Origin of the sequence: Ramlibacter sp. AN1133 (assembly GCF_037890035.1) — a bacterium.
GTDB lineage: Bacteria > Pseudomonadota > Gammaproteobacteria > Burkholderiales > Burkholderiaceae_C > Ramlibacter.
In genome coordinates this window covers 113687-126729 of record NZ_JBBKTQ010000003.1, presented here as the reverse complement: position 1 = coordinate 126729, position 13043 = coordinate 113687, and the positions used below count along the sequence as shown (strand labels likewise).

Here is a 13043-nt window from a genome sequence, read left to right as displayed (position 1 = left end):
AATGAACGCGCCACGCACCAGGGTGCAGCGGCGCCCTGTGCATGGGGTGTTGCTGCTCGACAAGCCGCTGGGTCTCTCCAGCAACGACGCGCTGCAGAAAGCCAAGTGGCTGCTGCGGGCGGAAAAGGCCGGCCATACCGGCACGCTCGACCCGATGGCCACCGGCGTGCTGCCGCTGTGCTTCGGCGCGGCCACCAAGTTCAGCCAGATCCATCTCGATGCCGACAAGACCTACGAGGCCGTCGCGCAGCTGGGCGTGCGCACCGCTTGCGGCGACAGCGAAGGCGAGGTGATCGAACGGCGCGAGGTGCCGGCGATCGGCCCCGAACGCCTGGCCCAGGTGCAGGCGCAGTTCACCGGCCCGATCACGCAGGTGCCGCCGATGCACAGCGCCTTGAAGAAGGACGGCAAGGCGCTCTACGAATACGCCCGCGCGGGCCTCGAGGTGGAGCGGGAAGCCCGCAAGGCCACCATCTTCGACCTGCAGCTGGGCCTGCTGGCGCCCGATCGCCTGAAGATCGTGGCCAAGGTCAGCAAGGGCACCTACATCCGCACGCTCGGCGAAGACATCGGCGCGGCGCTCGGATGCGGCGCGCATCTCGTGGCGCTGCGAAGAATTGCCACCGGGCCGTTCGACCTCGCCCAGTGCATCACGCTGGCGGAACTCGAGGCGCTGGCGGAATCAGACAGGGTCCACCGGCTGCTGCCGGTCGAAGCGCTGCTGCCGGGTCACACGCCGGTCACGCTCGGCACGGAAGATGCCGGACGCTTCCTGAGCGGCTTGCGCCGGCGTGGAATCTGGGAAGACGCCGCCGAGGTGGCGGTCTTCGCTCCCTCCCCCTCCGGGGGAGGGCTGGGGTGGGGGCACTCCCGGGCCGAAGCGGGGCCCCCCCCCCCCCCCCCCCCCCCCGGGGGGGGGGGGGGGCGGGGCGCGGGCCCCCCCCCCCCCCCCCCCCCCCAAAAGGGCCCCCCCCCCCCCCCCGGCCCCCCCCGCCCCCCCCGCCCGGCCCCCCGCCCCGCCCCCCGCCCCGCCCCCCCCCCCGGGCCCGCCGCCCCCCCGCCCCGCCCCCCCGCCCCCCCCCCCCCCCCCCCCCCCCCCCCTCCCCGCGCCACAGTGAAGAAGAGGCGCCGAAAGCGCCCCCCTCCCAGCCTCCCCCCAGAGGGGGGAGGAGCAGGACAGCCGCCCCCGAGCGGGAGCGAGACCGTCAGTTCGTTTCCGACAACTGGTCCAGGATCGCCGGATTCTCCAGCGTCGACGTGTCCTGCGTCACCTTCTCACCCTTGGCGATCGAACGCAGCAGGCGGCGCATGATCTTGCCGCTGCGCGTCTTGGGCAGGTTGTCGCCGAAGCGGATGTCCTTGGGCTTGGCGATCGGGCCGATCTCGTGCGCCACCCAGTTGCGCAGCTCGTTGGCGATCTTCTTGGCTTCCTCGCCGGTCGGGCGCGGGCGCTTGAGCACGACGAAGGCGCAGATCGCCTCGCCGGTGAGGTCGTCGGGACGACCCACCACCGCCGCTTCCGCCACCAGGTCGGTCTTGCCCACCAGCGCCGACTCGATCTCCATCGTGCCCATGCGGTGGCCCGACACGTTCAGCACGTCGTCGATGCGGCCCGTGATGCGGAAGTAGCCCGTCTTGGCGTCACGCACGGCGCCGTCGCCGGCCAGGTAGAGCGTGCCGCCCATCTCCTCGGGGAAATAGCTCTTCTTGTAACGCTCCGGGTCGCCCCAGATCGTGCGGATCATCGCGGGCCAGGGACGCTTGACCACCAGCATGCCGCCGGAGCCGTTCGGGATGTCGTGGCCCGCCTCGTCGACGATCGCGGCCATGATGCCGGGCAGCGGCAGCGTGCAGGAGCCCGGCACCGTCGGCGTCGCGCCGGGCAGCGGGGTGATCATGTGGCCGCCGGTCTCGGTCTGCCAGAACGTGTCCACGATCGGGCAGCGCTCGCCGCCGACGTTCCGGTGGTACCACATCCAGGCTTCCGGGTTGATCGGCTCGCCCACCGTGCCCAGGATGCGCAGCGAGCTCAGGTCCCAGTTCTTCGGGTGCACCTTCGCGTCGGTCTCGGAGGCCTTGATCAGCGAGCGGATCGCGGTGGGCGCCGTGTAGAACACGCTCACCTTGTGCTTCTCGATCATCTGCCAGAAGCGGCCGGCGTGCGGGAAGGTGGGGATGCCTTCGAAGATCACTTCCGTCGCGCCGGCGGCCAGCGGGCCGTAGGCGATGTAGGTGTGGCCCGTGACCCAGCCGATGTCGGCCGTGCACCAGAACACGTCCTGCGGCTTGATGTCGAAGGTCCATTCCATCGTGAGCTTGGCCCACAGCAGGTAGCCGCCGGTGGAATGCTGCACGCCCTTGGGCTTGCCGGTGGAGCCGGAGGTGTAGAGGATGAACAGCGGGTGCTCCGCGTTCACGGGCTCGGGCTTGCACTCGGTGGACTGGCCCTTGACCGCTTCGTCCCAGGTCTTGTCGCGGCCGGCCACCATGTTGCAGGCGGTGGGGGTGCGCTGGAAGACGATGACGGACTTGATCGTGTCGCAGCCGCCCATGTCGAGCGCCTCGTCGACGATGGACTTCAGGCCCAGTTCCTTGCCGCCGCGCATCTGGAAGTTGGCCGTGATCACGGCCACCGCGCCGGCGTCGATGATGCGTTCCTGCAGGGACTTGGCGGAGAAGCCGCCGAACACCACGCTGTGCGTGGCGCCGATGCGCGCGCAGGCCTGCATGGCCACCACGCCTTCGACGCCCATGGGCATGTAGACGATGACGCGGTCGCCCTTCCTGATGCCCTGCGCCTTCAGCGCGTTGGCGAACTGGCTCACGCGCGCCAGCAGCTCCTTGTACGTGACCTGCGACACCTTGCCGTCATCGGACTCGAAGATGATGGCCGTCTTGTTCTCGACCGGCGTGCCGATGTGGCGGTCCAGGCAGTTGGCGCTGGCGTTGAGCTCGCCGTCGGAGAACCACTTGTAGAACGGCGCGTTCGACTCGTCGAGCGTCTTCGTGAACGGCTTGGTCCACTGCAGGTTGTCGCGGCCCAGGCGCGCCCAGAAACCCTCGAAGTTCTGCTCCGCCTCCTTGCACAGCGCCTCGTACGCGGCCATGCCGGAAATGCGGGCGGCCTTGACCGTGGCATCGCTGGGGGGGAAGACGCGGTTTTCGACGAGGGTCGACTCGATGGCGCTCATGCTCTTTGTCTCCGGAAAGGATGGGGAAATTGGGCCGTAATGTCCGGTTCGGCACTTACGGCCCACTGACTGGCGGGTAGCTTACAGAGGGCGGCGGCGGGCGCCAGAGTGCAGTCCCTACAATCGCGCGGTTCACGACCACTCATCCCCGCATGGAACGACTTCCCGGTACCAGCCCCGCCTCCCCCCTGCGCCCGCTGCCCAACCTCATCTTCGCCAGCCGCTGGCTGCAGCTGCCCCTCTATCTCGGCCTCATCGCCGCGCAGGCGGTCTACGTCGTGCACTTCCTGCTGGAACTGTGGCACCTGATCGAGGCCGCGGCCGGCAGCAAGGCCGCCCTGCAGCAGCTGATTTCGAGCATCGGCTACCGCGTCACCACCGAGACGACCGCGCTCAACGAGACGATCATCATGCTGGTGGTGCTGGCGCTGATCGACGTGGTCATGATCTCCAACCTGCTGATCATGGTCATCGTGGGCGGCTACGAGACCTTCGTCAGCCGCATGAACCTCGAGAGCCACCCGGACCAGCCCGAGTGGCTCAGCCACGTGAATGCCTCGGTGCTGAAGGTCAAGCTGGCCACCGCCATCATCGGCATCTCCTCGATCCACCTGCTCAAGACCTTCATCAACGCCGACAACTATTCGGACAAGGTGCTGATCGCGCAGACGGTCATCCACATCACCTTCCTGCTCTCGGCGATGGCGATCGCGTTCACCGACCGCCTGATGGCGCCGCCGCGGTACCACGGGGCCGATGAACACTGAGGCCAGGCGCCCGCCACGGCGGGCCCAAAGTGTCGACAATCGGCACGGCAACGTCGACAGCCTTGCTATGATTGACGACATCGCCGCCGCTGGCCGGCGGCGATCCATCGCATGACGAGCGTCCCGCCCATCGCCACCGCCGAAAGCCTTTCGCGCAGCATCGCGCAGCAGTTGCAGCAGCTGATCTACGCCGGCGAGTTCAAGGCGGGCGACCGGCTGAACGAAGCGGCGCTGGCGGTGCGCATGGGCACCAGCCGGGGCCCCATCCGCGAGGCGATCCGCATCCTCACGGGCACCGGGCTGGTCACGCCCGTCGTCAACCGGGGCGTGTTCGTGCGCCAGGTGTCGGTGCGCGAACTGCTGGAGATCTACGACCTGCGCGCGCTGGTGTTCGGCTTCGCCGCGGCGCGGGCGGCGGAGAACATCACGGACGAAGAGCGGGCCCGCTTCCAGGCGCTGCTCGAAGGCATGGAGCAGGCTTCGCAGGCCGGCGACGGCGGCGCGTACTACGAGCGCAACGTGCAGTTCCACGCGCTGGTGCTGCGGCTCGCCCACAACGAGCGGGCGCACCAGCTCTATGACAGCTACGTGAAGGAGCTGCACCTGTACCGGCGGCAGAACTTCAACACCGCGGGCAACATGCGGCGCTCGAATGCTGAACACCGCAGGCTGTACGACGCGATCGCGAAGGGGAATGCGGCCAAGGCCAAGCAGTTCGCCGAGGAGCATATCCAGGCGGGCAAGCAGCGGCTGCTGGCGGGGTCTGCGTAGGCTGGTGGTGAACCGCGAAGCGCGTGAACCCCAGCGCTGCTGGTGGTGAAGCGCGAAGCGCGTGAACCCCGGCGCTGCTGGTGGTGAACCGCGAAGCGCGTGAACCCCAGCGCTGCTGGTGGTGAACCGCGAAGCGCGTGAACCCCAGCGCTCCGCTGCGCTCGCGATCGCTGGGCTTCCTCCGTCAGCGCCAGCCTACGAACACCGCCAGCGCGCGAATGCACGCGTCAAGCGTGCGCCCTGCGCGCCGCAGCCATCCGCGCCGCGATCCGCACCGCCTGCTCCAGCGCTCCCGTATCCGCCTTCCCCTGCCCCACGATGTCGAACGCCGTGCCGTGCGCGGGCGTGGTGTAGATCGTGCGCAGGCCCGCGGTGACCGTCACGCCCTTGTGGAAGCCGAGCAGCTTGGTCGCGATCTGGCCATGGTCGTGGTACATCATGACCACGCCGTCGTACTCGCCCTTCAGGGCCTTCAGGAAGATCGCGTCGGAGGAGACCGGGCCGCTCACCGCGATGCCCTCCTCGGCCAGGCCGCGCACCGCCGGCGCGATGAGGCGGATCTCCTCGTCGCCGAACAGGCCGCCCTCGCCGCAATGCGGGTTGAGCGCCGCCACGCCGATGCGCGGCCGCGCCAAGCCGCGCGCGCGCAGCGTCGCATCCGCCAGCCGCACGGCGGCAGCGATGCGCTCGGGGGTGATCAGGTCGAGGGCCTTGCGCAAGGCGACGTGCGAGGTCACGCGGAAGGTGGAGAACTGCTCGATCACGTTCATCTCGCCGAAGAAGCCCTCGTGGGCGTTCCAGGCCGCGAACATCTGGTGCTCGTCGGGGTAGTTCCAGCCACCGGCGTGCAGTGCCGCCTTGGACAGCGGCGCGAAGGAGACGGCGTCGAGCCGGCCCTCCTGCGCGAGCCGCGTCATGTGCAGCAGCGTCTCCCCGCACAGGCGCCCGGACTCGGCGGAGTTCTCGCGCCGCGGCAGCGTGGCCGGATCGGTGTTGCCCAGGTCCAGCACCGGGATCTCGTCGCGCGACCAGTCGATCGCCTCCACGCTGGCGCAGGCACGCCAGGGCGGCTGCACGCCCGCCTCGCGGCACCCCAGCGCGAAGACACGCGCATCGCCGATCACGACGATGCGTGCCACGTCACGCAGGCGGCCGCCCGCGAGCAGCTTCGCGGTGATCTCGGGGCCGATGCCGGTCATGTCGCCGGGCATCAGGCCGACGATCACGTCATTCCCGCGCAGGCGGGAATCCAGGGCTTGCGCTTCCGCGCTGCGCGCGCCCTGGGCCCCCGCCTGCGCGGGGGTGACGCCATTTGCGGGAGGGTTCACGCCTGCAGCGCCGCCATCAGCGTCGCGATCTTCGGCAGCGATTCGAGCTCGCGCACCATGGCCACGACCTCCTGAGCGCGCGCCTGCGGGAAGCGCGCGAACTCGGCGTTCTCGCGGAACTTGCCGGCCACCTCGTCGTAGGTCATCGGCATCGCGGGACTGCCCTTGCCGAAGTCGGCGCTGCCCCTCACCTTGCGGCCGCCGGCCAGCTCGATGTCGATCAGCGTGGTCATCTTGTGGTAGCCCGCGTCCTCGGCCTCCTGGTCGACGACGAAATCCACCTTCTCGATCATCTGCTGCACGTCCGGGCGCAGCACGACGGCGTCGGTGAACTCGTTGAGCCCCGCGCGCCCTTCCAGCAGCAGGATGGCCATGCAGAACTCCATCGAGAACTTGGCCTGCAGTTCGTTGCGCGGACGATGGTGGATCAGCGCATTGGGCATGTTGTGGTTGGTGCCGACGCGCACCCGCACGACGTCCCTGGCCTCGATGCGGTGCTCGCGGATCAGGCGCAGCATCTCCGTCATGCCCGGGTGCGTGAGCGAGCCGGAGGGATGCGGCTTGATCGACACGCCCGGCTCCGCGAAGGTCCACGGCCGGCCCAGCCGGCCCGCGATCGCCTTGCTGTCGTAGCCGCCGCCGGCGGCGCTGAAGAAGCCGCGCGGCGCCTCCAGGATGCGGTCGGTGGCGGTCCAGCCGTAGGAGGCGAACTGCGCCGCGGCCACGCCGCTTTCCGAGGACCGGCCGGCGTGGAACGGCTTGGTCATGGTGCCGAAGTTCTCGCGCAGGCCCGCCGACTGGCTGCCGGCGATCGACAGCGCGCGCGCCGTCGCCTCCTCGTCCAGCCCCATCAGCCGCGCCGCCGCCGCCGCGGCCGCGAAGGTGCCGCAGGTCGCGGTGGAGTGGAAGCCGGTCTGGTAATGCCGCGGGTTGATGGCCTCGGCGATCTTGCACTCCACCTCCACCCCCAGGTGGTAGGCCAGCATGGCCTGCGCCCCGCTGGCGTCCATGGCCTCGCCCATCGCCAGCGCCGCCGGCAGCGCCGGCGCGGTGGGATGCGTGAGCAGGCCGTAGACGCGGTCGGTCGCCACCGCGAGCTGCGTGTCGTCGTAGTCGTCGGCGTGGATGCCCACGCCGTTGGCGAAGGCGGCGAAGCGCGGCGCGACCTTGATGCGCGTGCCGATCACCGTGGCGGGGCCGGGGCCGAGCTGCAGTTCACCGAGGTGGCGCCGCACCAGTGCGCCGAGATGGCTGGCACCGCCCGACAGCGCCAGGCCGATGCCATCGAGGATGGATTTCTTGCCGAGCGCCACCACGTCCTGCGGCAGCTCGGACAGCGTGGTGCTGCAGATGAAATCGGACACGTAACGGGTCAGGTGCTCCGTCGCCTGTTGCTCGATGATGCTCACGCGATGCTCCTCGTGTTGACGTTGGTGTTCAGTGCGCCAGCGCGCGGCAGTGCTCCGGCGGCAGGTGCAGCCAGACGCTCTCGCCGGGCGGGATGCTCAGGCCGGCGGGCGCCACCGCGCGCACCGTCTCGCCGTCCGGCAGGCTGACCAGGTAGTCGCGGTGCGAGCCCAGGTAGATCTGGCGGGCCACCGTGCCCTGCACGGTGTTGGTTTCCGTCTCGGGCTTGCCGCGGCTGAGGCGCACGTCGTGGTGCCGCACGGAGACCGCGGCGCTCTCGCCGGTCTGGAACTCGCCGGAGCCGCAGCGCAGCACCAGGCCGTTGCCGCAGGCCACGCCGTCCGCGCCGTCCCAGCGGCCGCGCAGCAGGTTGGTGCCGCCTATGAAACGCGCCACGAACTCGGTGCGCGGGCGCTGGTAGATCTCCTCCGGCGTGCCGGCCTGCTCGATCACGCCCTGGTTCATCACGACGATCAGGTCGGCGGTGGTCATCGCTTCGGCCTGGTCGTGCGTGACGTACACGGTGGTGTAGCGGTACTTGTCGTGCAGCCGGCGGATCTCGAAGCGCATTTCCTCGCGCAGGTTGGCGTCGAGGTTGGAGAGAGGCTCGTCGAGCAGCAGCGTTTCGGGCTCCACGACGAGCGCGCGCGCCAGCGACACGCGCTGCTGCTGGCCGCCGGAGAGCTCGCCCGGGTAGCGCTGCGCGAGCTGCGAGAGCCGGGTCGCCGCGAGGATCGTGTCGGCGCGCTGCTGCGCCTCGCCCTTGGCCAGGCCCCGCAGCTTCAGGCCGTAGGCGACGTTGTCGAACACCGTCATGTGCGGCCACAGCGCGTAGCTCTGGAAGATCATCGACATGTTGCGACGCTCCGGCGCCTCGCTCGCGCCCGGTGCCGAGATGCGCCGGCCGCCGACGCGGATCTCGCCCGCATCGGGTTCGATGAAGCCGGCGATCAGCCGCAGGGTCGTCGTCTTGCCGCAGCCGGACGGCCCGAGCAGGCACACCAGCTGTCCCTTGTCGACCGCAAGGGACAGGTCCTTGACCACCGCCGCGCCGGCATAGCGCTTGGACAGTCCGTCGAGTTCGAGGAAGGGCATTCTTCGTCTTCAGCGCGGCGCCGGCAGGCGCGGGCCGCCCAGCAGGGGCAGGCGGTTGGCGAGCACGACCACCGCGAAGGACACCACGAGCAGCATGATCCCCAGCACGGAGATCGCGCCCATGTCGCCGCTTTCGTTGAGGTCGTAGATGATCACGGACACCAGCTTGGTGTTGGCCGTGGTGAGCAGGATGGTGGCCGACAGCTCGCGGATGGTGCCGATGAAGACGAAGCACCAGGTGGCGATCACGCTGCTGCGCAGCAGCGGTGCCGTGATCAGGCGCAGCGTCTTCAGGCGGCTGGCGCCGAGGATGCGGCTGGCCTCCTCCAGTTCCGGGTGGATGCCGTGGAAGGCCGCCGACATCTGCTGGTAGCCCGCCGGCATCTCGATGGTGAGGAAGGCGACCAGCAGGATCCACAGCGTGCCGTACAGCATCAGCTGCGGATGAGAGTAGGTGAGGAACAGGCCGACGCCCAGCACGATGCCGGGGATCGCCACCGGCGCGGTCGCCAGCATGCCGATCCAGTGCGAGCCCGCGACGGGCTTGCGCGAGACCATGTAGGCCGCCAGCAGCGCGAGGCCGGTGCCGATCGTCGCGGTGGCGAACCCGAGCAGGAAGGTGTTGCGCATCGCCAGCCGGGTGGCGGAGAACTCGAAGAACACGAAGCGGAAGTGGTGCAGCGTGAGACCCTCCACGCCGTTCTTCGTCAGCGCCGCCTTCGCGAGCGCCGCGTACGGCAGGATCACCGTGAGCGACAGCACCACGACGGCGAAGGCCAGGGCCACGGGCGTCCAGCCCGCCAGGCGCGTGACGCGCGGCTCGCCGCTCTTGCCCCCGAGCACCGTGTAGCCCTTGCGCCCGAGGATCCACGACTTGCCCTGCAGCAGCAGCACGGTGACCAGCAGCAGCGGCAGCGAGGCCGCGGCGGCCAGGCCCGGCTTGGGCGGGTACTGGAACAGGCTCCAGATCTTGGTCGTGATCACGTGGAAGCCGGCCGGCAGCGCGACGATGGCCGGCGAGCCGAACATGGTCAGCGCCTGCAGGATGGCGATCAGCGCGCCGGCCAGGATCGCCGGCAGCACCAGCGGCAGCGTGATGCGGCGCAGCGTGGTCCAGCCGCGGCCGCCGAGGATGGACGACGCATCCTCCAGGTCGGACGGCACGCGGTCCAGGCCGTTGGCCACCAGCGTGAACACGTAGGGAAAGGTGTAGCAGGCAATGGCGAACACCAGCCCGCCGAAGCTGTAGATGTCGACCAGCGCGTCGTACGGCTGCGCGCCGGTGAGCTGGCGCCAGAGGACGTTGAGGAGGCCGCTGTTCGGCGCCGCGAGGATCTCCCACGCGATCGCGCCCAGGAAGGGCGGCGTGACGAAGGAGGCGATGACCAGCGCCCGCACGACGCGGCGGCCCGGCAGGTCCGTGCGCGCCACCAGCCAGGCGAGCGGCGTGGCGATGGCGCAGGAGAGCACGCCGACCGCCAGTGCCATTGCCACGGCGATGCCGAAGGCCTTGCGCAGCGGGTGGTCGGTGACGAGCGTCGCGAAGTTGGCCAGCGTGAGCTGGCCCTCCTTGTCGACGACGCTGTAGTACCCCAGCCAGGCGAGCGGCAGCACCACCAGCACGACCAGCACCGCGGCCAGCGCGTAGAACGCCGGCTTGAGCAGGTCGATACGGAACTGCGGCCTGGCGATCGCGACCGGTACGTCCGGCAGGGCGACCGACATCGCTTCAAGTCCCGAAATACTCTTCGTACTTCTTCTTGATCGTCTCGGCTTCGAGCTTCGAAGGATCCGAATTCAGCAGCTTGATCTGCGACAGCGGCACGCGCCCGGCCTTCTCCTTCACCTCGGGGTGGAAGGAGCGCAGGCCGCCCACGTCGCTATTGAGCTGCTGCGCCTCGCGCGTGAACATGAAGTGGTAGAACAGCTTGGCCGCGTTCGGGTTGGGCGCGTTCTTCAGGATCGCCGCGTTGCCGATCACGAGCGGCGTGCCTTCCGGCGCGTACACCGGCTCGATCGGCACGCCGCTTTCCTTGAGCAGGAAGACGTTGTATTCGTTGCCGTCGGCCATCACGGGGCGCTCGCCGGCCGCCAGCTTCTTGGGCGGCTCGGTCGAGGACTGGACCTGCATGATCTTCTGCTTGCCCAGCTGCTCGAAGTACTTCCAGCCCAGGGGCGACTGGCTCAGCGCCTGGGTGCCGGTCATGATGGTGCCGCTGTAGCCCGGGTGCGCCTTCACGATCTTGCCGGCCCACTTCGGGTCCAGCAGGTCGGCGTGCGACTTCGGCGCCTGGTCCTTGGGCACCAGCTTCGTGTTGTAGGCGATGACGGAGAGGTGGGCGCGGTAGGCCGCGTACTGGCCGTCGGCATCCTTGTAGTCCTTGCCCCAGAACTTCGCCACGTCGGCGGGCACGGCCGGCAGCAGCCAGCCCTGCTTCTTGAAGTGCAGGAAGTGCACGGCGTCGGAGGTCTCGACGACGTCGGCGCTGTAGATCCTGCTGCCGTACTCCTGGTTGATGCGCTGGAAGATGCGCTCGGCGCCGGAGCGTTCGACCTGCACCTTCATGCCCGGGTACTTGGCCTCGAAGGCGCGGGCGAGCTTCTCCGCGACCTGGACGTCGGTGGCCGAATACCACACGACCTTGCCCTCCTTCTGCGCGGCGGCCACGAGCTGCGGCGTGGCTTCGTAGGGGGCGGGAGCTTGGGCCGAGGCCACGCCCGGGACGAGCGCGGCCGCGATCGCCAGCGCGGCGACGGCAGACTTCACTGACATGCAGGTCTCCTTGCTGCGGCTTCACGCTGGCCGCTGGAGGACGATAGTGGAGAGCGTTTCCGCAAGTGTCAACAGTTCAGACCATAACGTCGACAGCTGTTGCATACATTAGGCCGCAATGAAAACCCGAACTACCGGACGCAGAGGACGCGAAGGGTACGCAGAGGACGCAAAAGAAACCCAATGGAAAAGTGTCTTCTTTGCGTCCTCTGCGTACCCTTTGCGTCCTCTGCGTCCGGAAGTTCGGTATTCAGGGGCGCCCCACCATGTCCTCCGCCCGCACCCACTGGTCGAACTGCTCCGCCGTCACGTGGCCCGAGGCGATGGCGGCTTCGCGCAGGCTCGTGCCTTCCCGGTGCGCCTTCTTGGCGATCTGCGCCGCCTTGTCGTAGCCGATGTGCGGGTTCAGCGCCGTCACCAGCATCAGCGAGCGGTCCACCAGTTCCCGGATGCGCTCGCGGTTCGGCTCGATCCCCGCCGCGCAATGGTCGTTGAAGCTGCGCATGCCGTCGGCCAGCAGCCGCACGCTCTGCATGAAGTTGTGCGCGATCATCGGCCGGAACACGTTCAGCTCGAAGTTGCCCGAAGCCCCGCCGAAGTTGATCGCCACGTCGTTGCCGAACACCTGGCAGCACAGCATCGTCAGCGCCTCGCTCTGGGTCGGATTGACCTTGCCCGGCATGATCGAGGAACCGGGCTCGTTCTCCGGGATGGACAGCTCCCCGATGCCGCTGCGCGGCCCGCTCGCCAGCCAGCGGATGTCGTTGGCGATCTTCATCAGGCTGGCCGCCAGCGTCTTGAGCGCGCCATGCGCATGCACCAGCGCGTCGGCCGCGGCCATCACCTCGAACTTGTTGGCGGCGGTCACCAGCGGCAGGCCCGTCAGCCGCGCGAGTTCCTCCGCCACCTTCTCGGCATATCCCTTCGGAGCGTTCAGCCCGGTGCCCACGGCGGTACCCCCCAGCGCCAGTTCGCACAGGTGCGGCAGCGCGCCATGCAGGTGCCGGTCGGCCTGTTCGAGCTGCGCGACGTAACCCGAGAACTCCTGGCCCAGCGTGAGGGGCGTGGCGTCCTGCAGGTGGGTGCGGCCGATCTTGACGATGTCGCGGAACGCCTCCGATTTCGCCGCCAGGGTTTCCCTCAGGTGCGCCAGCGAGGGCAGCAGCTTGTTGCGGATCGCATCCACCGCGGCCAGGTGCATGGCCGTGGGATAGACGTCGTTCGACGACTGGCTCTTGTTGACGTCGTCGTTCGGGTGGACCTTGCGGCCCTCGCCGCGGCTGCCCCCCAGCAGCTCGCTCGCCCGGTTGGCCAGCACCTCGTTGACGTTCATGTTGGTCTGGGTGCCCGAACCGGTCTGCCACACCACCAGGGGAAACTCCTGGTCGTGGCGGCCCTGCAGCACTTCGTCGGCCGCGGCGACGATCGCCGCCGCCTTCTGCTGGTCCAGCAGGCCCAGCAGGTGGTTGACGACCGCCGACGAGCGCTTGATCTGGGCGAGGGCGCGGATGATCTCGCGCGGCTGGCGCTCGCCGGAGATGTCGAAGTTCTGCAGCGAGCGCTGCGTCTGCGCGCCCCACAGGCGCTCGGCCGGGACCGCGATGGGCCCGAAGGTGTCGTGTTCGATGCGGGTGGCCATGGAGCCACCGTAGCAGCTTTGGCCGCCGCCGTGGCTCGACCGTTCCGGCGTGCCGATCCTGACGAGCATCAA

The 13043-nt window shown here is 69.2% G+C and carries 9 protein-coding genes and 1 pseudogene; 3 read left to right on the top strand and 7 right to left on the bottom strand.

Going from position 1 to position 13043, the window contains the following annotated elements; genetic code table 11:
- Position 1: 1 nt before the first annotated feature.
- Positions 2-868 (top strand): annotated as a pseudogene (truB, locus tag WG923_RS05240) (tRNA pseudouridine(55) synthase TruB); the annotation flags it as partial.
- A gap of 337 nt (positions 869-1205) precedes the next feature.
- Here truB and acs read toward each other — a convergent pair.
- The gene (acs, locus tag WG923_RS05235) at positions 1206-3191 is read right to left on the bottom strand and encodes an acetate--CoA ligase (protein ID WP_340349883.1); all 1986 of its coding nucleotides are present in this window, start codon (positions 3189-3191) and stop codon (positions 1206-1208) included.
- A 152-nt stretch (positions 3192-3343) separates the two neighbouring features.
- Between acs and WG923_RS05230 the strand changes: the two genes are divergently transcribed.
- A complete protein-coding gene (locus tag WG923_RS05230; RefSeq protein ID WP_340349882.1) occupies positions 3344-3958 on the top strand; it encodes a YqhA family protein in 615 nt (204 codons plus the stop codon).
- A 111-nt stretch (positions 3959-4069) separates the two neighbouring features.
- Positions 4070-4729: a GntR family transcriptional regulator gene (locus tag WG923_RS05225; protein ID WP_340349881.1), complete on the top strand. Its 660-nt coding sequence runs from the start codon at positions 4070-4072 to the stop codon at positions 4727-4729.
- A gap of 227 nt (positions 4730-4956) precedes the next feature.
- Here the strand turns inward: WG923_RS05225 and WG923_RS05220 are convergent, their stop codons facing one another.
- From WG923_RS05220 to fumC, 6 genes are all read right to left on the bottom strand, one after another.
- Positions 4957-6057, bottom strand: coding sequence for a PdxA family dehydrogenase (locus WG923_RS05220; protein WP_340349880.1), 1101 nt, complete (start codon positions 6055-6057; stop codon positions 4957-4959).
- Positions 6054-7466 carry an MmgE/PrpD family protein gene (locus WG923_RS05215; protein ID WP_340349879.1) on the bottom strand — a complete coding sequence of 471 codons (1413 nt, stop codon included), beginning with the start codon at positions 7464-7466 and terminating at the stop codon, positions 6054-6056. Before WG923_RS05215 ends, WG923_RS05220 begins: the two co-directional genes overlap by 4 nt.
- Positions 7467-7494: 28 nt before the next feature.
- Entirely contained in the window at positions 7495-8559 is a 1065-nt protein-coding gene (locus tag WG923_RS05210; protein WP_340349878.1) for an ABC transporter ATP-binding protein, read from the bottom strand.
- 9 nt (positions 8560-8568) lie between these two features.
- On the bottom strand, positions 8569-10284 hold the full coding sequence (locus tag WG923_RS05205) for an ABC transporter permease (protein WP_340349877.1): 1716 nt from the start codon (positions 10282-10284) through the stop codon (positions 8569-8571).
- A gap of 4 nt (positions 10285-10288) precedes the next feature.
- On the bottom strand, positions 10289-11332 hold the full coding sequence (locus WG923_RS05200; protein WP_340349876.1) for an ABC transporter substrate-binding protein: 1044 nt from the start codon (positions 11330-11332) through the stop codon (positions 10289-10291).
- Between the two features lie 250 nt (positions 11333-11582).
- On the bottom strand, positions 11583-12971 hold the full coding sequence (gene fumC / locus WG923_RS05195) for a class II fumarate hydratase (RefSeq protein ID WP_340349875.1): 1389 nt from the start codon (positions 12969-12971) through the stop codon (positions 11583-11585).
- Positions 12972-13043 lie beyond the last annotated feature (72 nt).

Bases quoted from the DNA above. Each gene is read 5' to 3' on its own strand.
- acs (WP_340349883.1), bottom strand. From the start codon at position 3,191: ATGAGCGCCATCGAGTCGACCCTCGTCGAAAACCGCGTCTTCCCCCCC.
- WG923_RS05230 (WP_340349882.1), top strand. From the start codon at position 3,344: ATGGAACGACTTCCCGGTACCAGCCCCGCCTCCCCCCTGCGCCCGCTG.
- WG923_RS05225 (WP_340349881.1), top strand. From the start codon at position 4,070: ATGACGAGCGTCCCGCCCATCGCCACCGCCGAAAGCCTTTCGCGCAGC.
- WG923_RS05210 (WP_340349878.1), bottom strand. From the start codon at position 8,559: ATGCCCTTCCTCGAACTCGACGGACTGTCCAAGCGCTATGCCGGCGCG.
- WG923_RS05205 (WP_340349877.1), bottom strand. From the start codon at position 10,284: ATGTCGGTCGCCCTGCCGGACGTACCGGTCGCGATCGCCAGGCCGCAG.
- WG923_RS05200 (WP_340349876.1), bottom strand. From the start codon at position 11,332: ATGTCAGTGAAGTCTGCCGTCGCCGCGCTGGCGATCGCGGCCGCGCTC.
- fumC (WP_340349875.1), bottom strand. From the start codon at position 12,971: ATGGCCACCCGCATCGAACACGACACCTTCGGGCCCATCGCGGTCCCG.